17 protein-coding genes are annotated in these 22,876 nt (G+C 67.2%); 9 read left to right on the top strand and 8 right to left on the bottom strand.

The features are described 5' to 3' along the window. Window positions 1-8 precede the first annotated feature (8 nt). Window positions 9-1,364, bottom strand: a complete 1,356-nt coding sequence (locus IB258_RS03065) for an amidase (protein WP_192352124.1) — start codon at window positions 1,362-1,364, stop codon at window positions 9-11. Continuing rightward, a complete protein-coding gene (locus IB258_RS03060) occupies window positions 1,357-1,527 on the bottom strand; it encodes a hypothetical protein (RefSeq protein ID WP_156337376.1) in 171 nt (56 codons plus the stop codon). The genes IB258_RS03065 and IB258_RS03060 overlap by 8 nt, the downstream gene beginning before the upstream one ends. A gap of 119 nt (window positions 1,528-1,646) precedes the next feature. Here IB258_RS03060 and IB258_RS03055 point away from each other — a divergent pair, with 119 nt between their 5' ends. The 9 genes from IB258_RS03055 to IB258_RS03015 all read left to right on the top strand — a co-directional run bounded on the left by IB258_RS03055 (window position 1,647) and on the right by IB258_RS03015 (window position 17,611). Continuing rightward, a complete protein-coding gene (locus tag IB258_RS03055; protein WP_054454398.1) occupies window positions 1,647-2,306 on the top strand; it encodes a GntR family transcriptional regulator in 660 nt (219 codons plus the stop codon). A gap of 175 nt (window positions 2,307-2,481) precedes the next feature. Beyond that, window positions 2,482-3,804 (top strand): MFS transporter, encoded by a 1,323-nt coding sequence (locus tag IB258_RS03050; RefSeq protein ID WP_192327873.1) that lies wholly within the window; start codon window positions 2,482-2,484, stop codon window positions 3,802-3,804. A 286-nt stretch (window positions 3,805-4,090) separates the two neighbouring features. After that, entirely contained in the window at window positions 4,091-5,167 is a 1,077-nt protein-coding gene (locus tag IB258_RS03045) for a BamA/TamA family outer membrane protein (protein ID WP_054454867.1), read from the top strand. Further along, on the top strand, window positions 5,164-5,451 hold the full coding sequence (locus IB258_RS03040; RefSeq protein ID WP_225588731.1) for a hypothetical protein: 288 nt from the start codon (window positions 5,164-5,166) through the stop codon (window positions 5,449-5,451). Before IB258_RS03045 ends, IB258_RS03040 begins: the two co-directional genes overlap by 4 nt. Before the next feature lie 239 nt (window positions 5,452-5,690). Next, a complete protein-coding gene (locus IB258_RS03035; RefSeq protein ID WP_192352123.1) occupies window positions 5,691-12,419 on the top strand; it encodes an autotransporter outer membrane beta-barrel domain-containing protein in 6,729 nt (2,242 codons plus the stop codon). 133 nt (window positions 12,420-12,552) lie between these two features. After that, window positions 12,553-13,053, top strand: coding sequence for a sigma-70 family RNA polymerase sigma factor (locus IB258_RS03030; RefSeq protein ID WP_054454404.1), 501 nt, complete (start codon window positions 12,553-12,555; stop codon window positions 13,051-13,053). A gap of 3 nt (window positions 13,054-13,056) precedes the next feature. Then, window positions 13,057-14,022, top strand: a complete 966-nt coding sequence (locus IB258_RS03025; protein WP_192352122.1) for a FecR domain-containing protein — start codon at window positions 13,057-13,059, stop codon at window positions 14,020-14,022. Between the two features lie 146 nt (window positions 14,023-14,168). Beyond that, window positions 14,169-16,499 carry a TonB-dependent receptor gene (locus tag IB258_RS03020; RefSeq protein ID WP_225590248.1) on the top strand — a complete coding sequence of 777 codons (2,331 nt, stop codon included), beginning with the start codon at window positions 14,169-14,171 and terminating at the stop codon, window positions 16,497-16,499. After that, entirely contained in the window at window positions 16,499-17,611 is a 1,113-nt protein-coding gene (locus IB258_RS03015) for a PepSY domain-containing protein (protein WP_192352120.1), read from the top strand. Before IB258_RS03020 ends, IB258_RS03015 begins: the two co-directional genes overlap by 1 nt. A gap of 6 nt (window positions 17,612-17,617) precedes the next feature. Here the strand turns inward: IB258_RS03015 and arsH are convergent, their stop codons facing one another. The 6 genes from arsH to IB258_RS02985 form a co-directional block, all read right to left on the bottom strand. Further along, the gene (arsH, locus tag IB258_RS03010) at window positions 17,618-18,340 is read right to left on the bottom strand and encodes an arsenical resistance protein ArsH (protein WP_175164046.1); all 723 of its coding nucleotides are present in this window, start codon (window positions 18,338-18,340) and stop codon (window positions 17,618-17,620) included. An 83-nt stretch (window positions 18,341-18,423) separates the two neighbouring features. Continuing rightward, window positions 18,424-19,605 carry an MFS transporter gene (locus IB258_RS03005; RefSeq protein ID WP_192352119.1) on the bottom strand — a complete coding sequence of 394 codons (1,182 nt, stop codon included), beginning with the start codon at window positions 19,603-19,605 and terminating at the stop codon, window positions 18,424-18,426. A 3-nt stretch (window positions 19,606-19,608) separates the two neighbouring features. Then, window positions 19,609-19,965: a helix-turn-helix transcriptional regulator gene (locus tag IB258_RS03000; RefSeq protein WP_192352118.1), complete on the bottom strand. Its 357-nt coding sequence runs from the start codon at window positions 19,963-19,965 to the stop codon at window positions 19,609-19,611. A gap of 71 nt (window positions 19,966-20,036) precedes the next feature. After that, window positions 20,037-20,705 carry an imm11 family protein gene (locus IB258_RS02995; protein ID WP_192352117.1) on the bottom strand — a complete coding sequence of 223 codons (669 nt, stop codon included), beginning with the start codon at window positions 20,703-20,705 and terminating at the stop codon, window positions 20,037-20,039. A 12-nt stretch (window positions 20,706-20,717) separates the two neighbouring features. After that, complete coding sequence (locus IB258_RS02990) at window positions 20,718-22,049, bottom strand: ATP-binding protein (protein WP_054454419.1); 1,332 nt, start codon at window positions 22,047-22,049, stop codon at window positions 20,718-20,720. Beyond that, entirely contained in the window at window positions 22,046-22,714 is a 669-nt protein-coding gene (locus tag IB258_RS02985; protein ID WP_054454421.1) for a response regulator, read from the bottom strand. Before IB258_RS02985 ends, IB258_RS02990 begins: the two co-directional genes overlap by 4 nt. Window positions 22,715-22,876 lie beyond the last annotated feature (162 nt).

The following is a 22,876-nucleotide window of genomic DNA, read 5'->3' as shown; positions in this document are numbered from 1 at the left end:
TCCGTGGATTAGCGTTGCAGAATGGCGGAAAAGGGCAGGGCGTACTGATGCGCGAAGGCCAGCAGCAGGGCTTCGCTGCCGGGCGCGCCGACCGCTTGCACGCAGACAGGGCGGCCTTGCGCATCGATGCCGACGGGCAGGACCAGCGCCGGCAGCCCCAGGTAGTTGAGGTAGGCGTGATGGCGGTGCAGCGCGCCGAGGGCGCGGGGATCGAAATCGGGGCTGCTGGTGGTGACCGCGGCGCGGTCCGGCACGCCTTGCGGCAGGCAGGGCGTCAGTAATAGATCGGCGTCGGCCAGACAGGTGGCAAGGAAGGCCGCGCGCAGTGGCGCGATCTGCGACAAGGCATGGCGATACCAGACCGCCGGCATGGCCCAGCCCGGCAGCGCGATGGCCTGGGTGGCCGGCGCCAGCGAGGCCAAATCACGGCGCACGCTGCCCGCGAGCGTGGCGGCGGCTTCGGCATGAAGCACGATCTGCGCCAGACGGTTCAAGCGGTCCAGGTCGGGCGCGGGGCGCAAGCCGATGCGTTGCGGATCGGGCAGGCCGCGTTCGAATCGCGCCATCGTCTCGGCCACGTCGGCGCGCGCTCCGGCAGTCGCCAGCGTCGAGGCCAGCCTCCAACGCCGCGGCCTGGATAGTTCCCGTTCGATCAGCGCCATGTCCGCGGGCAACGCGGACGCGGTTGGCGGCGTTGGCAGCAACGCGGCGTAGACGCAGGCCGCATCCAGCGCGCTGCGGCCCATCACGCCCACCGTGTCCAAGGTAGGCGCCAAGGCCGCCACGCCGTCCGCCGGGATCGCCCCCGGAGTCGGCTTGAGTCCCACCAGGCCGCAGGTCGCGGCCGGCATGCGCACAGAGCCGGCCGTATCGGTGCCCAGCGTCGCGGGGACCAGGCCTGCCGCCACCGCGACCGCACAACCGCTGGACGATCCGCCCACCGCGGCGGCGGCGTCCAGCGGATTGGCCAGCGGCGCGCCGTGGGGGTTCTCGGCCGTCGCACCGCAGGCATGCTCGGCCATCGCCAGCGCGCCCAGATTCAGCGCGCCGTGTTCCTGCAAGCGGCGCAGCGCCGTGGCCATCGGCCCTGGGGCTTCGTCGCGCAACGGCCGCCCGCGCCCCGGGGCGTGCATGCCGGTCTGGAAGGCATCCTTGTGCGCCAAGGCCACGCCTTCAAGCAGGCCGCCAGGACGCACGGTCAGCCCAGAGGGTTGATAGGTGCGCGTGGCGCAGAGCAGGTCGGCCGCCCGGCGCTGGAACGCCGCAGCCTGGGTCGAGACCAATGCCACGCGTGCGCCGGGCGCGGCCTGGGCGTAGTTTCGACGCATGTCGGCCACGGAAAGATGCAGCAGAGAATCAGGCATCGTCGTCCCCGCAGCCGTCGATCTCGGCCTGCACGGCGGCAAGGCGCAAAAGCGTGCGTGCGACCGCCGCTTGCGTCTCCACTGGTACCGCCAGGCCATGCGTCTTGCAGGCCAGGGCGACCCAGGCCTGCCATTCCTGCTTGGGCGAGTCTTCCATGCTCATTACCTCCTGCCGCGTTTTGCTCGTTAAAATAAAAGTCTAGTCTCATAAATATATTTATAGAAGTCAAGAAAATACTATGCCTAGCGTGAATTTTCTTACCCCCTACACCGGAGTCCGCCATGAAAGCCGCTGAGCGCATCCGCCTGTCAGTCGAAGAGTCCATCCGCGATGGCAGCCTGCTGCCGGGAGATCCGGTCGATGAACAGATGCTGATGCAGACCTACGACGTCTCCCGCACGCCGGTGCGCGAGGCGCTGCTGCAGTTGCAGGCGCAAGGGCTGGTGGCCAGCCTGCCGCGTGGCGGCATGGTGGTGGCGAAGATGGACGTGGCCCAGTTGCTGGCGATGTGGGAGCTGTTGGCGGAGCTGGAAGGCATAGGCGCGCGCCTGGCCTGCGAACGCATGACGCCCGCCGAACGCGACGAGCTGGCAGCCATCCATGAACGCGCCGCGGCCGTGGTGCGGCGCGAGGACACCGACGCCTGGCAGGAACACAACCGGCGCTTCCACGATGCCCTGTACCTGGGCGCCCGCAATCCCTATCTGCGCCAGGAGATCCTGCGCATGCGGTCGCGCACCGGCGCCTACCGGCTGCACGCCTTTTCCGCTTTCGGCCGCCTGGCCTCGTCATGGGAACAGCATGGCCAACTGCTCGAAGCCATCCAGGCGCAGGACCCGGCGCGCGCGGCCGCGGTCATGACGCAGCACATGAGCCCCGGGCAGGGCGCCACCAGCTTCGCGTCCTTCATCGCCGCGCTGCCCAAGAACCTGTTGGCCTGAAGACGCGGCGGCGGACCTCGCCCCGCGGCGGCCACCGCGGGTTAATCCTGATTATTGTATTTTTTCATAATGGCAAAATATATTTATAGCAGACAAAAACATCTGCTCGCGTAACCTTGCCCCGGTATCGGCGGGCTAGGGCGCTCCCCTGATCCGCTCCACCGAGGAACCCGCTATGGATGCTGTTTCACCGCAACCCCTGTCCGCGCCGGCACACGACGCCGCGCCGGCCGCCGATCCTGGCCAGATGCACCGCAAGGTCGCCTGGCGCCTCATTCCCTTCCTGATCTTCCTGTTCCTGCTGGCGTGGATCGACCGCGTCAACGTGGGCTTCGCCAAGCTGCAGATGCTGCAGGACCTGCGCTTCAGCGAAGCGGTGTACGGCCTGGGGGCGGGCATCTTCTTCATCGGCTACTTCATCTTCGAAGTGCCCAGCAACCTGCTGCTGCAACGCATCGGCGCGCGCAAGACGCTGGCCCGCATCACGATCCTGTGGGGCCTGACCTCGATGGCGATGGCGTTCGTGACCACGCCCACCTCCTTCTATGTCCTGCGCTTTCTGCTGGGCGCCTTCGAAGCGGGCTTCTTCCCCGGCGTCATGCTTTATTTGACGTACTGGATACCGGCAGGCAGGCGAGGGCGCATCAATGGCTGGTTCATGACGTCGTTCGGCATCGCCGGCATCGTCGGCGGGCCGATAGCCGGACTCATCATGAGCGGCATGGACGGGGTGGCGCCGCTGCGCAACTGGCAATGGCTGTTCGTGCTGGAAGGCATTCCTTCGGTGATCGCCGGACTGGTGGTGCTGGCCTATCTGCCGGACCGCCCCCAGCAGGCGCGCTGGCTCAGCGCGGCGGAAAAGGCCGCGCTGACGGCCGAGCTGGACAGTGAACGCCTGGACCCCGGCAAACACGCCAGCTTCGCCCAGGCCCTGCGCCTGCCTGCCTTGTGGCTGTGCACCGCGGCGTACTTCTGCATCGTCGGCGGCAATGCGACGCTGGCGTTCTGGATGCCTTCCATCGTGCGCGAGCTGGGCGTGCAAGGCGCGCTGAACATAGGCCTGTTGTCGGCCATCCCGTTCATCCTGGGCACGGCCGCGATGGTGATCAACGGCGCCCATTCCGACTCCACCCGCGAACGCCGCTTGCATTGCGCCGGCGCCACCCTGGTCGGCGCGGTCGGCCTGTCCTTGACCGGCGCCTACATCGGCAGCCCCGTGCTGGCGATGGGCGCCTTGAGCATCGCCGCCATCGGCGTGCTGGGGGCGTTCCCCGTCTTCTGGGCCATCCCGGCGGCATTCCTGACCGGCACCGCCGCGGCGGGCGGCATCGCCTTCATCAATTCGGTCGGCAACCTGGCCGGCTTCGCCACGCCGTTCATGATGGGCTGGCTCAAGGAATGGACGGGCGGCGTGGCCGCCGGCCTGTACGTCGTGGCCGGCATGCAGCTAGTCGCCACGGCGGTCGTCGCGCTGACGATGCGCAGGCTCGCGGTCTAGGCAGCGGTGGCGGAAGTAGTGCGCAAGATCCGGCGCCGTGTCATCATCGGCGGTGCACGACTGAACGCGCGGCTCCAGTCTCATTCTTGCGAGCCGCCCGACATCGCCGGACTGCGGCACTACAACGGGGAAGGACTCCGTGCGCCAGGAATGCAGACACGCCCGAGACAGCGCCTCCAGCGGGGCCTTGCCCGCCAAGGGCGGCGCGGCACCCCGGGGCCATCCGGTCACCTGGCCGCGACTGGCCAGGCAGATCCTGATCCTGCTGTGCACGGGCCCGGCTTTCATGGGCGCGGCGTTGGCGCAAGCGGACGCCGACGTGGACGCGGACGGCGGCGGCCTGGACATGGGCGACTTCCTGTTGCGCCAGAACGGCGCGCTACCGGTACCCGTGATCATCACCGAGCCCGCCGTGGGCTATGGCGGCGGCGTGATGCTGCTGTACTTCTCCGAACCGGCGGGTGAGGCCGCCTCCCAGGGCCAGCCGGAAGGCAAAAGCAAGGCGCCGCCCAATGTCACCGGCATTGGCGCCATGGCCACCGAAAACGGCACGCGCGGCGGCGCGCTGTTCCATTTCCGCAGCTGGGACGCCGACCGCTACCGCTACCTGGGCGCGCTGGCCCAGGGACGCGCAAACCTGGAGTACTACGGCGCCTCCAGCCACGGACGCAGCTACGAGGTGAAGGGCACCTTCCTGATGCAGCAGGTCCTGGCCCGGGTGGGCGACACGCCCTGGTACGTCGGTCCGCGCTATACCTATTTCCGCTCGAACACCCGGTTCACCGGCAGCCAGGCTGGCGAACTGTCCAAGGCCGAATTGGCGGGCCGCATCGGCAAGGCCGGCGTGGTGGTGGACTATGACACGCGCGACAATATGTTCTATCCCAACAGGGGCAGCTATGCCGAGTTGGAGGCCCAGTTTTCGCGCAGCTGGCTGGGCAGCGACCAGGCCTTCGAAAGCTACCGCACGCGCGGCTACACCTGGCTGCCGCTGGCCCCGCGCTGGACCCTGGGCCTGCGGGGCGACGGCCAGTTCACGCGCGGCACGGTGCCGTTCTACGCCCAGCCTTACGTCGACCTGCGCGGCGTGGCGCGGGGCCGCTACCAGGACCGCGACGCGCTGACCTTCGAAACAGAATTGCGCTGGGACGCCACCCCGCGCTGGTCCATACTGGGGTTCAGCGGCGTGGGCAAGGCCTACGGAAACTGGAAATCCTTTGCCGATTCCACCAATGTCGTCAGCATCGGCACAGGCTTCCGGTATCTGATAGCCGCCAAGCTGGGATTGGCGGTGGGGATAGACATCGCCCACAGCAAGGACCAGAACGCCTTTTACATCCAGGTTGGGAGTGCATGGCGATGAAGACAGATGACGATAGTTCCATGTTGCAGGCCGGCACGTCCCAGCTCGGCAACCTGCTGCAATTCCTGGCCTGGATCGCCGAACGGCCGCGCACCTATGCGCAGACCATGGACGCCTGGCGCAGTTCGTGTCCGCGCCTGTCCGCCTGGGAAGACGCGACCGCCAATGGGCTGGTGGACGTTCCCCGCCGCGCGGATGTCGAACCGGTGGTTGTCCTAACACCCAAAGGGCAGATGCTGCTGGCATCTTCGGACGGCGCCAGGCGGACGCCAGCGCGCCCCTGACACGGCCGGCCGAAGGCTCTACGCCGCATTCAATCTTTACTTACATTTGTGGCCGCGCATGCGGTAACAGTGTGGTTTTCTTTGCGGATTTCGTCGAAAAAAAGCACTGATTCGTCGAAAAAAAGTTGCGCGAGGTGCGCTGCCTGCGGATTCTAGTGGCGAAACTTTGCCAGTTACTACTGAGCGCGCGCCCGCCGACCCGGGTAAACCGCGCTCGGGTCACAAGAATCCGCTCATCCATGAAGCCCTCATCACGCCCGGCGCACAGCCCCAGTCTGCCTTTTCCCCTGCTGCGGCAGAACACGTTGCGGCTGGCCATCGCGTCCGCGCTGGGCGCCTGCGCCTGGAGCGTAGCGGGCGGCGCACAGGCCGGCTATGCATGCGCAGGCGGCCCCACCCTGAACGTGCCGTCCGGCAACTACCCAAGCGCCCAGGCCATCTGCGAGGGCGACAGCGGCGTAGACCATGACAACGAAAAGAACGGCCAGAACGGACCGGACGTGTCGGTCACGTCCTCGGGCAACTACAACGCCGACGAGAACCAGACCCGGCTGAACCCGGTGGGCGTGGTCACGGCCATATCGCGCGGCGGCGACGGCGTGGACGAAGGCACGGCAGGAGACGGCGGCCACATTACCGTATCCAGCACGGGCGACATCGCGCTCAACGGCACGGCGCTCAGCAATTTCAACAGCCTGATCATGGCAGTCTCGTCCGGCGGCATCGGCGACCCCGCCAACGACAACAACGACTCGAACGGCGGACACGGCGGACTGGGCCAGAACGTGACCGTAACCAATTCCGGCAACCTGACGATGTCCGGTTCCCTGCCCACGCCGCGCCAAGGCCTGTACGGCATCAACGCGCGGGCCCTGGGCGGGGCCGGCGGCGACCAGAACGATCCGACGCTGGAATACGGCGACCAGGTGGGCGGCAATGGCGGCAACGCCAGCACGGTCACGGTCAGCAACACCGGCGCCATCAACCTGGGCAGCAGCGCCACGCGGCTGCGCACCTATGCCAACGGAGCTGCCATCTACGCGAATTCCGTGGGCGGCATGGGCGGCTACAACAACGGCAATGCCGGCACCGGCGGCACTGTGCAAGTGACGCACCAGGGCCAGGCCAACAGCTACTGGCAGGTCTTCGACAGCGCCACGGTCTTTGGCATCTACGCGCAAAGCATAGGCGGCGACGGCACCGCGTCGACCGACAACAGCGATAACGGCGGCAATGGCGGCGGCAACTCCGACACCTGGACCCAGAAGGTGACGGTGGACGTGAACGGCTCGGTGCTGCTGGACGTGGCCGGTTCGGCGGCCGGCGCGACCGTGCAGGGCGCCGGCGTCGCCGCCCGCGCCATCGGCGGCAAGGGCGGCAAAGGCCCGGACAAGGACCATTCCGGCGGCAATGGCGGCGCGGGTGGCGCCGTGGCGATCAATCTCTATCAGGGCGGCAGCGTCGCGACCCGCGGCGACAACCTGCCCGGCCTGGCGGCGCAAAGCCTGGGCGGGCAGGGCGGCGACGGCACCGACAGCACCAAGCTGGCCGGGCAGGGCGGGGGCGGCGGGTTTGGCGGCAACGCCAGCGCCGTCAACATTTCCACCGCCAGCGGCAGCGCCATCAGCACGACGGGCAATTTTTCCACCGGCATCGTGGCGCAGTCGGTCGGCGGCGGCGGCGGCACGGGCAGCGACTTCGTGTCGGTGTTGGGCGGCCAGGGCGGCAACGGCGGCAATGGCGGCAACGCTGGCGCGGTCAATGTCACGACCGCCGGCACGGTCACGACCGGCGGTGACCATGCCTACGGCGTGCTGGCCCAGTCCATTGCCGGCAGCGGCGGGGCGGGCGGCGCGGACACGGCCGAACTGGTTTCCTTGGGCGGGGACGGCGCGGGCGGCGGGGCGGCCGGCCAGGTCACCCTGAGCAACAGCGGGTCCATCGCCACCTCGGGCTACAACTCGCACGGCATGATAGGCCAATCCATTGGCGGCGGCGGCGGGGCCTCGGGCAGCGCCACTGGCCTGCTCAGCGTAGGCGGCAGCTCGGCCGGGGCCACCGGCTCGTCGGGCAGCACGGTTGTGATCGGCAATACCGGCTCCATCACGACGGCCGGCAACGCCGCCATCGGCATGGTGGCCCAGTCCATCGGCGGCGGCGGCGGCAGCGGCGGCGACAGCATCGGCGTGCTGGGCGTGGGCGGCGGCGGCGCCGGGGGCGGTGCGGGCGGCAACGTCATCATCCAGGACCTGGGCTCGATCCAGACCGCGGGCCAATTCGGCGCGGGCGTGCTAGCCCAGTCCGTGGGCGGCGGCGGCGGCAACGGCGGCGATACCTTCACCGCATCGGTGGGCGTATCGGTGGCGATCGGCGGCAGCGCCAGCGGCGGCGGCAACGGCGGCACGGTCTGCATGAGCAACCAGGGCGGCTGCGACGGCACATTGACGTACTCGACCGCGAACCTCACCACCCACGGCAACTACGCACCCGGCATCATCGCGCAAAGCATCGGCGGCGGCGGCGGCACGGGCGGCAGCGTCAAGAACGCCAGCGTGGCATCCTTCGCGGCGCTGCAATTGGGCGGTAGCGGCGGCGCCGGCGGCAATGCCGCCGAGGTCAAGGTGGGCTACAGCAACCTCAACATCAGCACCGGCGGCGCCCACTCGGCCGGCATCCTGGCCCAATCCATAGGCGGAGGCGGCGGCAACGGCGGCGACGCCAGCTATTACGACGTCACGGTGGGCTTCAATGCCGCGGTGGTGTTGGGCGGCAGCGGCGGCTCGGGCGGCACCGGCTATTCCTCCATCGTGAACCTGAGCGGCTCCCACGTCGCCACCGGCATGGATTACGCCAGCCCGAACATCGATCCCTCGACTTACGCGCCCAACGATTCCTTCGGCATCCTGGCGCAGACCATAGGCGGAGGCGGCGGTAATGGCGGCAGCTCCAGCGCCAGCGACCTGGTGGTGGCGGTACCCACCGGCGAGGGCGCGTCCCTGGCGTTCAATTTCGAAGCCGCGGTGGGCGGCAGCGGCGGGGCGGGCGGCAGCGCCTGCCCGCCGGGGGATGGCGCGTGCGTCACCCAGGTCAACCTCAGCAACGGTTCCACGGTCGCCACCTTGGGCGACGGCTCCCACGCCGTGATGGCGCAGTCCATCGGCGGCGGGGGCGGCAATGGCGGCGATTCGTCCGTGCTGTCCACCGTGCTCGGCGATGCGACCACGATCTCGCTGTCGGCTGGCATGACGCTGGGCGGTTCCGGCTCGGCAGGCGGCAACGGCGGCGCGGTGGCCGTGAGCCTAGGCGATGCCAACGGCGCCTATGTCGGCATGCCGCCGTCGTTGCTGACCCCGCCTGGCGTGCGCGTCCCCCCGGCATCCACCATCGTGACCTATGGCGACTACGCCAATGGCGTGCTGGCGCAATCCATAGGCGGAGGCGGCGGCAACGGCGGGGTCGGCAGCAGCAACGCCTACACCCACGGCGGGCCCACCAACGTCAAGCTGACCCTGGCCCTGGGCGGTACCGGCGGCTCGGGCGGCACCGGCGGCAATGTGGACGTGACGCTGAATCCCAACTTCGCCATCCGCACGCTGGGCTCGGGTTCGCGCGGCATCGTGGCGCAGTCCATCGGCGGCGGCGGCGGGGCCTCGCAGGGCGGCACGCTGAATGTGGCTGGCAGCGCCGAAGAGCGTCCGTCAGCCCGTCTGCAGGTGGGCCTGGGCGCGACCGGCGGTTCCGGCGCCACTGGCGGCAGCATCAATGCGACATTGCAAGGCGCCATCCGCACCGAAGGCGGCGACGCCGATGGCGTGCTGCTGCAATCGATCGGCGGCGGCGGCGGGCTGGGCGGATCGCTGGGCGCCGACGCCTCGTCCTATCCCATCCTGGACCGCATCGGCAATCACAGCGACAACAAGGAACGGCTCGACGACGAAAACAGCACTTACCAATTCGGCGTGGACGTGGGCGGCACCGGCGGCACGGGCGGCCATGGCGGCAACGTCACCGTGAACTACGCGGGCAAGATCGCCACCGCCGGCGACTGGGCCGACGGCCTGGTGGCCCAATCCATAGGCGGGGGCGGCGGCGTGGGCGGATCGTCCAGCGCCTCGGGCAGCAAGATCAAGGCCAACGCGATCATCGGCGTGGGCGGCAGCGGCGGCGCCGGCGGCAATGGCGGCGTCCTGAGCTTCTTCTTCGACGACGACCATGGCAACAGCATCGCCACCAACGGCTACAACGCCTACGGCGTGCTGCTGCAATCGATCGGCGGAGGCGGCGGGCAGGGCGGCGATGGCTCGGACCAGGCCCAAGGCACCATCACCGTCGGCGCCTCGTTTGGCGGCACAGGCGGCGTGGCCGGCAATGGCGGCAACATCCTGACCTCTGGCGGCGGAAGCTGGCTGAATGTCCAGACCGCGGGCGACGACTCCCCGGCGCTGGCGATGCAATCTATCGGCGGAGGCGGCGGCACGGCCGGCGCGGGCAACAGCAGCTCCAAGCTGCAGCAGGACAGCCATTCCATGAGCGTCGCAGTGGGCGGCAACGGCGGCTTGTCCGGCTCGGGCGGCGCCATCGACGTCGCCACCGGCATCGCCGGCACCACGCAAGGCGCGCGCGCCTATGGCGTGCTGGCCCAATCGATCGGCGGCGGCGGCGGGCTGGGCGGCGCGGGCGACGCCAGCAACCTGTCTGGCGTGTCGCTGGGCGGGCGCGGCGGCGCGGCCGGCGACGGCGGCGCCGTGACCCTGACCTTGAATGCCGGCAGCCACATCAGCACCAGCGGCGCGGGCTCCCATGGCCTGATCGCCCAGTCCATCGGCGGCGGCGGAGGCATCGCGGGCGACACCAGCAAGGGCTTGCAGCTGGACTCGGGCGGCTGGACCCCAGGCAGCGGCCAGACGGGTGGCAACGGCAACGGCGGCGCGGTTAACCTCAATGTCGCCAGCAACATCACGACCCAGGGGGCCTACGCCTTCGGCGTGATCGCCCAATCCATCGGCGGCGGGGGCGGGCTGGGCGGCAATGCCGCCGGCGGCTTCGCCGGCAGCACGGCAGGCGCGGGCAGCACGGGATCCGGCGGGAACGTCACGCTGACGCAGAGCGGCAGCATCGCCGCCACCGGCGCCGGCGCCACCGGCATCTTTGCGCAAAGCGCCGGTCCGCAAGGTTCGGGCCAGGTCGCGGTCACCGTCGACGGTTCGGTCAGCGGCGGCACCGGCGCGGGCGCATATGGCGTCTGGATCGTGGGCGACAAGCAGAACACGCTGACCGTGGGCTCGGCGGGCATGATCATCGCCGGCGCAGGCGGCAGCGCCGTACGCTACGACGGCGCCGCCCTGCAGCAGGCCAAGACCGTGAGCTTCCTGGCCAGCGCCCCCGGCGCCAGCCTGTCCGTCAACAATGCGGGGACCGTGCTGGGCAACATCGAATGCGGCGGCGGCGCGGGCGGCATCGCCTGCAACGTCTGGAACGCCGCCAGCGGCACCCTGAGCGACGCCACGCTTTATCAGGCCAACATCGACAACGCGGGGCTGGTCGCCATAGGCAGGTCCGGCGCCTTCGACACGCTCACGGTTACGGGGAATTTCAACCTGCAGGCCGGCGGCCTGCTGCAGGCGGACGTGGACTTCGCCAACCTCAAATCGCCAAGCATGGTGGTGCAGGGCGATACCCGCCTGAACGGCCAGGTCAATGTCCAGCCCATCACCTTGCTGCCCGATCACGAAGTCACCGTGGCGACGCTGCAAGGCGATGTGCAAGGCAGCCCCGTTGCCAAGGACAGCCCGGTGATCGACTACGACGCCAGGCTGGACGGCAAGAACGTGCGCGTGCGCGCAGCGCAGGCCGACTTCGCCGCGCCGTCCATGCAATTGGCCGCCAATCAGCGCTCGGTTGCGAATCATCTGCAGGGCGCCTGGAACCTGGGTGGCAACGCCGCCATGGCGTCCTTGTTCGCGGCGCTGGACATGGCCTCCCGCGAAAGCGCCGACACCTATTCGAACCGGCTGTCCGACCTGTCGGCCGGCGTCACCGTGGCGCCTGCCGCGCAGATGCAGGCCAGCATGGCGCGCTTTACCGGCGCCATGATGTCGTGCCCGGCATTCCAGGGCGGCGACGCGCTGACCGGCGAGCAGGATTGCCTGTGGGGCCAGGTGTCCGGCATCAATACCAACCAGGACGGCGACGGCGGGGTCTCCGGATTTTCGTTCGATGGCGTCACCTACCAGTTCGGCGGCCAGCGCCAGGTCAGTCCGGGCTGGTTCCTGGGCGGGTCCGTTGCCTACCAAAACAGCCATCTGAGCGGCGACGACGGACGGGTCAGCGGCAAGGGCGACAGCGGTTATGCCGGCGTGGTGGTCAAGCGCGAAACCGGACCCTGGACCCTGTCCGCGGCCCTGGGCGGCGGCTACGGCCAGTACGACATCAACCGCAGCATCCGCATCCCCGGCATGCAAAGCACGGCCGACTCGGACCTGGACGTCTACGGCGCGGCCTTGCGCCTGCGTATCGCGCGCACCTACGCCGGGGAACACGTTTACCTGAAACCCTATGTGGACGTGGACGCGTCCTACACCCACATGCCCGGCTACAGCGAATCCCGCGACGCCCTGCATCTGGACGTGGAAAGCAGCAACGAATTCGTCATGGCCCTGTCGCCGACGCTGGAACTGGGCGGCAAGGTGGCGCTGAAGAACGGCGCAACCATGCGCCCCTACATGTATGGCGGCGTGTCGTTCCTGTCCAAGGACGAGTACACGGTCAAGTCGCGCTTGCAGGGCGCGCCGGCAGGCTCGGGCGCCTTCGAGACCTCGGTGCCCATGGACGACGTCATCGGCCGCATCGGCGCGGGCCTGCAGGTATCCAACGCGGGCGGCCTGGACTTCCGGTTGCAGTACGACGGGGATTTTTCGTCCCACATACAAAGCCATCGCGGCACGTTGAAGGTGATGGTGCCGTTCTGAACGCCCCGCAGGGCTCCGCGCGATTCGATACTGCGAACGGTTCTTGGTATCATTTAGCCCCGCTGGCCGCCGGGCTGAATCCGGCCAGGCCGCCATTCCGTGTCATCGCGCTGCCTATCGGGGGCGTTCGAGCATGTCCAAGCCCCTACAGCCGCTCCAGCTACTCTGCGAAAACCACTACGACTGGCTCTGCCAATGGTGGCGGCATCGCCTCGGCCATGGCGATGAGGCCGCGGACTTCGCGCACGACACCTTTCTGCGCGTGCTGCGCCATCCCGAGGAAGTCCGCACGCTGCGCCAGCCCAGGGCCTATCTGACCACCATCGCGCGGGGGCTGCTCAACGATCACTGGCGCCGCCGCTCGCTGGAACGCGCCTGGCTCGAGGCCTTGGCCGCGCTGCCACCCGAATTGGAAGCCTCGCCCGAGATGCTGCTGGGCGTGCAGCAAGCGCTGCAACAGTTGGACCGCATGCTCGGCAATCTGGCGCCGCAGGCGCGCGAGGTGTTCGTCCTGTCGCAACTGGAAGGGCTCACCTACGTCGAAATCGCCGCCCGCACCGGCTTGAGCGACCGCACGGTGAAGCGCTACATGGCCCAGGGCTTCGAAATCTGCCTGACCATGCTGGATTCCTGACCCATGGCCGCCGCCGAATCCAAACCGCTAGACGCCTCCGTCATACGGGAAGCCGCCCGCTGGCTCGTGCGCCTGCATTCCGGCGAGGCCGGACCGGCGGATCACGCCGCCTTCGAACGCTGGCGTCACGGTCATCCTGAACGCGAGCTTGCCTGGCAACGCGCCCAGCGCCTGATGCAGCAGTTCGACACGGTGCCGGCCTCCGTGGGCGTGCCGCTCTTGACGCGCCCGTCGCAGGTCAGCCGGCGCGCCGTGCTGCGTACGCTGGCGGTCCTGGGGGTTGCCGCGCCCGCCGCCTTGCTGACCTACCGCCTGTATGCGGAGCCGGCAGGCGCCTATCGCACGGCGGTGGGCGAAAACCAGGACCTGCGGCTGGCCGACGGCAGCCAGGTCCATCTGAATACCGATACGGCCATGGAGGTGGGCTACTCCGACGAAATGCGCCTGCTGCACCTGCGCGGCGGCGAAATCTATGTGCGCACGGCCGCCGACCCAGCGGGCAGGGCGCGGCCCTTCATCGTGGAGACTCCCCAGGGCCGCTTGCGCGCCTTGGGCACCCGGTTTGTCGTCCGGCAACTGGACGATGGCGACGTCCAGACCGAGCTGACCGTGCTGGAACATCGCGTCGCCGTCACCCTCGGGAATGGCAGTCCGGAGCGGATCTTCAATGCCGGCGAGTCGGTGCGCTTCACCGCCAATGCCTTTCTGCCGAACGCACAGGCCAGGTCAGACGCGCCCGGATGGACGCGCGGCGTCCTCGAAGCCGACAACATGCGCCTGGACGCCTTGCTGGCCGAGGTCTCGCGCTACCGGCGCGGCGTATTGCGCTGCGACCCGGCGGTGGGCGGCCTGCGGGTATCTGGCGTATTCCGCCTGCAAGACACCGACGCGCTGCTTGCCGTCGTGGCCAAGACCCTGGATCTGCGCGTCGTCACGCGTACCGCCTACTGGGTCACCCTGACGCGCTGAAAGCCGCCTGGTTTCACTTGCTTACAACTTTGCCGCTACGCCCTTGTCCCTTTTCGCCGCGCTCATCCGGCATACCGCGCATTGATGACCTGTAGGGATGTGACCAAGTGGCAGTCGTAGACAAAACCCAACCCCGCGTCCTGCGCTTGGCCGGATTGACACTGAGCCTGGCCGCCGCCTTCGCCGCCTCGCCGCCCGCCGCGGCCCAAAGCTCGGCCCCGGCCGCGACGCACGACTATCGCATTCCGGCAGGTCCCCTGGACCAGGCGCTTTCCGCCTTCGCCAAGGCGGGCGGCATCACCGTTTCCTTCCGGCCCGAGGACACGCGCGGACTGAGGACGCAGGGCCTGGACGGCAGCTATGGCGTGGAATCGGGGCTGGCCAGGCTGCTGGCCGGCACCGGCCTCGCCGCGGAGGAGCAGGGCGGCCAGGGATACGTGGTGCGCGCGCCAGCCCCTGCGGCCAAGGCCGTGCCTGCCGGCAACGCCAACACGCTGGAATCGATCCAGGTCAGCGGCGACTGGCTGGGCACCGGCCTGGAAAACAGCGTGCAGACCTTTGGCGGCGCCCGCACGCTGGTCAAGCGCGACGAGATCCAGAACAGTGGCGCCACCAGCGTGGCCGACGTGCTGCGGCGCGTACCCGGTGTGCAGATCAGCGGCAGCACCAGCGCCAGCGGCAGCTCGGTCGGCCTGCACGTCGGCATCCGCGGCCTGAACCCGCGCAATTCATTTCGCACCACCATGCTGCTGGACGGCATCCCCATGGCCATGGCCCCTTATGGCCAGCCGAACCTGGTGATGTCGCCGACCAGCCTGGGCAACATCGAAGCCATCGACGTGGTGCGGGGCGGCGGGGCGGTGCGCTATGGCCCGCAGAACGTGGGCGGCGTAATCAACTTCAAGACCCGCTCGATTCCGACTGGCAGCGGACTCACCGCCGAGGCCTCCGCCCGCTACAACATCTTCAGCCAGGGCGGCACCAATACCCAGTACACCGGCTTCCTGGGCACGCAGTTCGAAAACGGGCTGGGCGTGGCGCTGATGTACTCCGGCATGGACGGCGAACAATGGCGCGATGCCAGCCATGACCGCTACAACGACGTGGCGCTGAAATGGCGCTTCGAGCTGACCCCGACGTCGGAAATCTACGGCAAGTTCGCCCATTACGACGTCAAATCGATGACGCCGGGCGGCCTGACGGTGGCGCAGTACCGCGACGATCCATTCCAGAACACCCATCCCACCGATTACTGGAAAGGGCAGCGCGATCAGGTCGACATCGGATACCTCAATTCGATCTCGGACACCCAGGAATTCGAGGCCCGGGTCTATCACTACGACAGCTCGCGCCAGAGTTCGCTCATCAATACCGCGACGGGCCGCAACGATTATCAGCCGCGCAACAACCAGGTACTGGGCATAGAGCCGCGTTACACGCAGCGCCTGGAATGGGGGCCGACCACGCACGACGTGACCATCGGCTACCGCTACATCCACGAAACCGGCCAGGACCGGCGCTATTCGGAATCCCTGGCCACGGGCCAACGCATCGGCGCCGCACAGGTCTTCGACAACAAGACCGAAGCGCACTCCATCTATCTGGACGACCGCATCGCCTACGGCAAATGGCGCGTCACGCCCGGCGTGCGCTATGAACACATCCGCACCAACCGCCAGCCCAGCGGCACCGCCAACGACACGCCGTTCGACCTGCGCAACAGCCGCGGCCTGCCTTCGCTGAACATCGCCTATCTGGTCGACGATGCGTTGACGCTCTATACCAACTACAACACGTCGTTCGGCGCGGTGCAGTACACACAGCTGAACTCGATGTCGGCCTCCAATCCGCTCAGCCCGGAAGTCGCCAAGACCCTGGAAGCCGGCCTGCGCTACTCGGGCGAACAGACCCACACCGAGTTCACGGTCTTCAACCTGAAGTTCGACAACCAGATCCTGTCGATACCCGGCACCAACCCGGCCGTCTTCCGCAACCTGGGCGCCACTACCCACAACGGCGTCGAATTCGCCATCGACTACGACTTCGACAGGTCCGGGCCGCTCGCCGGCCTGAACCTCTACGCCAACTACACCTACGTGCGCGCCATCCAGAAATCCGGCGAATTCGAAGGCAAGGATGTGCCGTTCTATTCGCGCCAGACCGGTACGCTGGGCGGGCGCTACACCCGCAGCAACTGGACCTTCAACCTGTACACCACGGCGCAGAGCGGCCAGTACTCGGACACGGCCAACACTGAAGAAGAGAACGCCGCCGCCACCAACGGCCGCGTGCCCGGCTTCAGCGTCTGGAACACCCAGCTCAGCTACAAGCTGCCGCAATGGAAGGGCAGCGAACTGGCCGTGGGCGTGAACAACCTGTTCGACCGCCGCTACTACACCCGCAACGTCGACACCAACGGCGGCCGCATGGTCGGCGCGCCGCGCATGGTCTACGTGCAGGCGCGCCTGGCCTACTGATGCCCCGGCGTATCTGGCTGCTCTGCCACCGCTGGGTGGCGCTGGGCCTGGGCGGGATCCTGATCCTGTCCGGCCTGACCGGCGCCTTCCTCGTGGCCGCGCGGCCGCTGGACAAGCTGCTGCATCCGGAGCTCTTCCGGGCCGGCAACGCAGGCGGCGGCCAGCCCGCATCGTTCGAATCCATGCGCCGCAACCTGGCCGCCGAGTTCGGCCCGCAAGCCTCCTACACCTTCCGCCCGCCGCGCGAATCCGGCGAAACCATGCAGGTCAGGGTGAGGGCGCCCGACGCCTGGGACGGCACGGTCTATCTCGATCCAGCCAGCGGCCGGGAGCAGGGCAGAAGGGGAGAAGACGAGGGACTTGTCGCCATCGTCTACAAGCTGCACAGCGCCCTGATGCTGGATCGCACCGGCAAGGCCGTGCTGGCCTGGACCGCGCTGGCCTATCTGGTCCTGACGGTGTCAGGCCTGATCGCATGGTGGCCGCGCAAATGGCCGCCGTCCTTGCGCATGGTGTTCAACAAGGGCGCGCTGCGCGCCTTGTTCGACGTGCACCGCAACGGCGGCGCCATCCTCGCGCTGCTGCTGGCGGCGTGCATGGCCAGCGGCGCCTATCTGGCATGGCGTCCGATAGGCGGCTGGATCACGCTGGCCAGCGGCCAGCCCCCGGTCGTGGCGCCCAAGCTGCCGGCGCGGCCAGCGGGCGCCATCCCGCCGCGCTCCCTGGACGAATTGGCCGCAACCGCACAAGCGGCATTTCCGGACGGCGCGATCGGCTACCTGCTGTACACGCCGCGCATCGACCGCCCCTTGGCCATACGCATGCGCGTGCCCGACGATCCGCATCCCAATGGCAGATCCACCGTCTGGCTCGACCCGCGCGACGGCACAGTGCTGGCGGCGCAGCGCTGGAATCAGCTGGATCCGGGCGCCCGGATCAACTCGGTGCTTTATCCGCTGCACACGGGAGAGTTGGGCGGGGTGGCCGGCGAAGCCATCGTGGCCTTGCTCGGCCTGGGCCTGGGCGTGCTGGGCATCAGCGGCATCTGGCTGTGGTGGCGCAGGCGCGCATGGAAAGCCCAGTTGAAAATCCAGGCCCGCGCGCCGCGATGAGTCCATCTAGATGGACGCCTGCTTCATCCGGCGCGACAGATCGGCGGCCGCCTCCTTGCGCTCGCTATAGCGATCCACCAAATAGGGCGAGGCATCCCGCGTAAGCAGGGTGAACTTCATCAGTTCCTCGACGACGTCGACCACGCGATCGTAGTAGGGCGATGGCTTCATGCGTCCCGCCTCGTCGAATTCCTGATAGGCCTTGGCCACCGACGATTGATTGGGAATGGTCAACATGCGCATCCAGCGCCCCAGCACCCGCATCTGGTTCACGGCGTTGAAGGACTGCGATCCGCCCGACACCTGCATCACCGCCAGCGTCTTGCCCTGGGTCGGGCGCACCGCGCCCACCGACAGCGGAATCCAGTCGATCTGCGTCTTCATCAATCCCGTCATTGCGCCGTGACGCTCGGGCGAACTCCAGACCATGCCTTCGGCCCATTGGACCAACTCATGCAGCTCGCGCACCTTGGGATGGTCATCGCTGGCGTCATCGACCAGCGGCAGTCCCGAAGGATTGAACAGCCGGGTCTCGCCCCCCAGCGCCTGCAACAAGCGCGCGGCTTCCTCGGCCACCAGGCGGCTATAGGAGCGTTCGCGCAACGAACCGTACAGCAGCAGGAACCGCGGCGCGTGCGCGGCCCGCACGGCAGGAAACAGCCCGGCCTCGCCGGGTCGATGGAACAACGACGAATCAATGTTGGGCAAATCGGCCAGGGTTTCAGACACGGACCACCTCCGCGCCGATGCGGGTCTCAATGGTTTTCTGGATCAACTTCATGCAACACCTCTATACATACGACACTCAGATTTCAATCGGCCGACGCCCGCGCACGCAGCAGCAATAGCGCGGCAAAGGGGCCAAGCCCTATGCCCCCGGACAGCCACAGCGCGTTGACCCCCCAGCGGTCCAGCGCCACCCCGAAAAGAAATGGCGCTAGCGCCTGCGCCACCCGCGCCGGCATCATCAGCCAGCCCTGGCGCGCGCCATAGCCCTGGGGGCCGAACAGCACCAGCGGCAAGGTCCCCTTGGCAATGGTCAGGATGCCGTTGCCCGCCCCATGCAGGACGGCGAACACCGGCGCCATTACCGGACCGCCGCCCAGCAGCAAGGCAACGCCCGCCGGATGCGCCAGCGCAGCCAGGCGCGCGGACAACAAGGGATGAACCCGCCGCAAGAAACCGAATTCCAGCAGGCGGCCCGCCACCTGCGCCGGACCGATGAGCGCACCCACGGCCACGGCGGCTGCGAGCGTGGCGCCCGTGGCTTCCAGCATGCGCGGCAAATGCGTGGCCATCGCGGTGCTGATGAACCAGGTCGCCGCAAACACGAAGGCGAGGAGGGCAGTGGCATACCTCTTCTGCCGCGGCTGGGGGGCTGAGGAGGGGACATCCTGCGCATTGTCCGCAGGCTCTTGCGTTCGTCCCGCGCCCGGCGCTTTCGGAAACCATGCGTTCAACGGCAGGCCGACCAGCAGGTGCAATCCTGCCCACCCCAGGCACGCGCCGCGCCAACCGAATTGGGTTTCCATCCAGGCCGAAAGCGGCCATCCCACCGTGCTCGCAAAACCGGCAATCAGCGTGATCCCCGTAATGGCGCCGCGGGCGTGATGGCCATACAGCCGCACCAGGCTGGAGAAGGCTGCCTCGTAGAGTCCGGCCCCCATCGCCACGCCGATAACCAGCCAGGCGGCGACCATCGTCCAGAGGCCCTGGGCGGCGCCCAGCAAGCCCAGCCCCAGCGCAAACAGCAGGCTCGTGCCGGCCAATACGACGCGCCCGCCATGGCGGTCGATCGCTAGTCCCGCCCAGGGACCGACCACGGCCGAAGCCACCATCGCAGCGGAAAACGCAGCATACACCGCCGGCGCCGACACCCCCAGGTCGCGGGCCATCGGATCCGCCAGCATCGCCGGCAGGTAATAGGAGGACGCCCAGGCGAGCGTCTGAGCCGTGCCCAGGGAGCCAACGACGCGTACGGGAGCGTCGAGCATGTATCAATGCCGCTGGAGGAGGCGGGATGGCGGGCTGCATGCCGCGCTGGCGCCGGTCTCGGCTCCCTCACCAGCCCCGCCCGCGCAGCAATGCTCGGTAAGGTATCCGAGCAAGCCATTCATCTGGGAGAAATCCGCGCGGTAGATCAGATTCCGGCCTTGCTGCTCGACGCTGACCAGGGCTGCGTGCGCAAGCTCCTTCAAGTGGAAAGACAACGCGTTGCGGGCAACGCCAAGCCCCTCCGCCATGACACTAGGTGTAAGGCCGTCGGGCCCCGCGACGACAAGCGCACGAAACACGCGCAGGCGTTGGGCATGGGCCAGGGCATTCAGGGCAGTAACGGCTTGATCTTCATTCATTGATCAATGATACAACAATTATTGAACTATTTATGCATGCAGGCCCGCCGCGGGCCTAAGTAAACGTGCCTCTAGATATCGGCTACATCGCGCAGCCGTACGCCGGAGAAGTTGGCCGCACTCAATGCATCAAACATCGCGCGGTCGCAGATGGGAGGCGCTCCCATGCGATCCTGGCGGAAGATATGGGCATCTCCCACCACATCCTGTTTGAACACCAGGCTGGCTCCGCCGACGAGGCTATAAAGTTTCTCGTCCTCGCCGGTCTGATAGTTGCGGTCGAACTTGATCCTCACGCGGGAAGAGGCTTCATCCAGGGCGTCGAGTCTGCGCAGCACATTGCCTAGGTAATACTGAGGGGCGGGGCTGCCGTCAGCCAGGCTGAAGTCGCACGCCACAAATGCAAACGCCTCGGCGTCCAACTGCTCAAACAGTTGCTTCAATGGCTCCGACACAATCCATATGCCAGCAAGCACCTCCAGATCGCGTGGCATTCCGCCTTTCTCCGGTACATGAATCAGGTGGGGACGCTCCGGATACTGATCTGGCATTCCATTAGGACGCGAGACGACATTCATCCCCGGATCGATCAGCTTCTCTTCGTTGGCGATTTCGATGCCGGGAATCCTGCCGTTTCCCAAGAAGCTGGCGTCGATCAGGAAAAATTCGCCCTTATGAGATGCGGCTTCGGCTGAAACTTCAATGGCGGTCGGTTCGGTCACGGTCGCTCCAAAGTTCATAACACGCTCCAATTACGGACAGCACGGAAACACAAGTTCCGCGACCAAACCGCCACCCTCCCGGGGCTTGAGATGCAATGCTCCCCCGAACCGCTTGGCAATGGCATGCACGATCGAGATGCCAAGACCCGCGCCGTCGTTGCGGCTTCGGCCTTGGTCCCCGCGCCAGAAGCGTTGGCCAATCTTGGCTGCTTGATCCGCACTGAGCCCCGGCCCCCGGTCCGCCACGACGATGCGGCATTGTCGGGTTGGAGAATCGAAGCGGGCAACGACTTCGACAGGCATGTCATAGGGGGAGTAGCGAATCGCATTGTCCACCAGGTTGCGGATGGCAGCCTCCAGCATTTCGCGTGGAATGGCGCAGCAAGCATCAGCGCCGTCGACGGATACCGCCAGGCGCAGCCGCGCTTCGACAGTTGTCGCATCGATGACGCTGGCGATGACCTCCTGGATGGACGTACACCCGTTTTCCGAATTGGGCGATGCTTCGGCACGCGCCAGAATCATCATCTGGTCGAGCGTACCCCGCAGGCGCTTCACGCCTTCCTCGGCACTGCAGAGTGACGATTCGGCTTCTTCCCCTTCGGTCAGCCTGGCCACTTGCAGGTGGGTATCGATCACGGTCAGCGGTGTCCGCAACTCGTGTGCCGCGGCGTCGGTAAACGCCCGCTGGCTGGAGAGTGCCAGGGATAAGCGTCCCAACAATCCGTTCATGGCATCCAGCACAGGACGAAGCTCGGTGGGCGGCTTTGCGACAGCGATAGGGGTGGTATCGTCCGTTTGCTTGGCCCGCAACTGCATGCGCAGGGCTTGCAGCGGCGCAAGGCCTTGCCCGATACCGATCCACAGGGCAGCCAGCCCGCCAAGAAGCGCGATCAGGAAGGGCACGCCAGCCGCAAACAGCAGCTCATTGATCAGCGTGTTCCTTTGCTCGACGCGATCCGCTGTCGTTATTTGATAACTGTCATCGCGAAGCACATAAATCCGCCACTCGTGTCCGGCGACCATGCGCGTGCTGTAACCGGCGGGCAGGCTGTCGAAATCCGAGGCCGGACTGCCGCTGGTGCGCGCCAGGACCTCGCCGCGCAGCGCGCGAATCTCGCAAGCGATTCCTTCGCTGCCGTTGACGCGGATGGCTTGCGTGAAATCCGTAGTCTTGGCGTTGGGATCTATGACAGACCCGGCAAGCAAGCCCGAGACCATGCGAGCCGACATGGCCAGGCGACCATCAAGCGTGCGGGCAAGGTCGGCGCGCACGCCCAGCATCATCCAGGCCGCCGCCGCCGCCCACAAGACCATGAGAGAAAGTCCTGCAATCAGGACTGCACGAAGACGCAAACTCATGCGTCGAGCCTCCAACCCAGCCGGAATCCCAATCCACGCGACGTTTCAATCACGTCAGCGCCAAGCTTGCGGCGCAGGTTGTGGATATGAACGTTGAGCGCGTTGCTGCTCACTTCCTCGCCCAGCCCGTACAGGCGTTCATTGAGTAGATCAGGAGGGATCCACCGCGCATTGGCCGCGGCCAGATGCGCCAGCAGATCCACCTCGCGACGCGATAGCGAAATGGCTTGGCCTCCCAACCAAGCCAGGCCGCTTTCGGGCTCCAGACGCAAAGGTCCCGCCACAATGATCTGGGCTGCGCGCCCCTGTGTGCGCCTGACCAGCGCATGCAATCGCGCTGCCAGTTCGCGCAAGTCAAACGGTTTGGTCATGTAGTCGTCGGCGCCTTGTTGCAGGCCCGCGATCCTGTGGTCGATGGCATCCCGGGCGGACAGTATCAGCACGGGCAAACACGGTTCAATGCTACGCACGGCAGAGAGCAATTCCATTCCGTCACGGTCCGGAAGTCCCAGGTCGAGCACCAAGGCATTGAAGGAGTTTTCCGTTTGGGCAGCTTCAGCGTCAACGGCAGTGCAAACGTGATGCACCGTGATGCCATGCGCGCGCAAGCCAGCCACGATTCCTTTGCCGATCAGTTCATCGTCTTCTACCAGCAATACCCGCATTTGAATCCCGATTCGTTGCAACCCAGGGCCCATATGTTAGGCCAGAACTTTTCAGCCAAGAATGGCCGGCGCCTTGATTTCCGTTCGTTCCACGCCTGCTTTCCCTTCTTTAGTTTCGGTTAATCGATCTCCTCCATCATGGCTGGATAAGCTCCCCTGCGC

This window comes from Achromobacter sp. ACM02 (genome assembly GCF_014851605.1).
Taxonomy (GTDB): domain Bacteria; phylum Pseudomonadota; class Gammaproteobacteria; order Burkholderiales; family Burkholderiaceae_B; genus Achromobacter; species Achromobacter aegrifaciens.
Note: the sequence above shows the minus strand (reverse complement) of the source record. Positions and strands in the feature narration are given on the sequence as shown.

Coding starts and splice junctions, on each gene's coding strand:
- IB258_RS03040 (WP_225588731.1), top strand. CDS start 5,164: ATGAAGACAGATGACGATAGTTCCATGTTGCAGGCCGGCACGTCCCAG.
- IB258_RS03055 (WP_054454398.1), top strand. CDS start 1,647: ATGAAAGCCGCTGAGCGCATCCGCCTGTCAGTCGAAGAGTCCATCCGC.
- IB258_RS03045 (WP_054454867.1), top strand. CDS start 4,091: ATGGGCGCGGCGTTGGCGCAAGCGGACGCCGACGTGGACGCGGACGGC.
- IB258_RS02985 (WP_054454421.1), bottom strand. CDS start 22,714: ATGCGGGTATTGCTGGTAGAAGACGATGAACTGATCGGCAAAGGAATC.
- IB258_RS03030 (WP_054454404.1), top strand. CDS start 12,553: ATGTCCAAGCCCCTACAGCCGCTCCAGCTACTCTGCGAAAACCACTAC.
- IB258_RS03050 (WP_192327873.1), top strand. CDS start 2,482: ATGGATGCTGTTTCACCGCAACCCCTGTCCGCGCCGGCACACGACGCC.
- IB258_RS03005 (WP_192352119.1), bottom strand. CDS start 19,605: ATGCTCGACGCTCCCGTACGCGTCGTTGGCTCCCTGGGCACGGCTCAG.
- IB258_RS02990 (WP_054454419.1), bottom strand. CDS start 22,049: ATGAGTTTGCGTCTTCGTGCAGTCCTGATTGCAGGACTTTCTCTCATG.
- IB258_RS03035 (WP_192352123.1), top strand. CDS start 5,691: ATGAAGCCCTCATCACGCCCGGCGCACAGCCCCAGTCTGCCTTTTCCC.
- IB258_RS02995 (WP_192352117.1), bottom strand. CDS start 20,705: ATGAACTTTGGAGCGACCGTGACCGAACCGACCGCCATTGAAGTTTCA.
- IB258_RS03015 (WP_192352120.1), top strand. CDS start 16,499: ATGCCCCGGCGTATCTGGCTGCTCTGCCACCGCTGGGTGGCGCTGGGC.
- IB258_RS03065 (WP_192352124.1), bottom strand. CDS start 1,364: ATGCCTGATTCTCTGCTGCATCTTTCCGTGGCCGACATGCGTCGAAAC.
- IB258_RS03060 (WP_156337376.1), bottom strand. CDS start 1,527: ATGAGCATGGAAGACTCGCCCAAGCAGGAATGGCAGGCCTGGGTCGCC.
- IB258_RS03025 (WP_192352122.1), top strand. CDS start 13,057: ATGGCCGCCGCCGAATCCAAACCGCTAGACGCCTCCGTCATACGGGAA.
- IB258_RS03000 (WP_192352118.1), bottom strand. CDS start 19,965: ATGAATGAAGATCAAGCCGTTACTGCCCTGAATGCCCTGGCCCATGCC.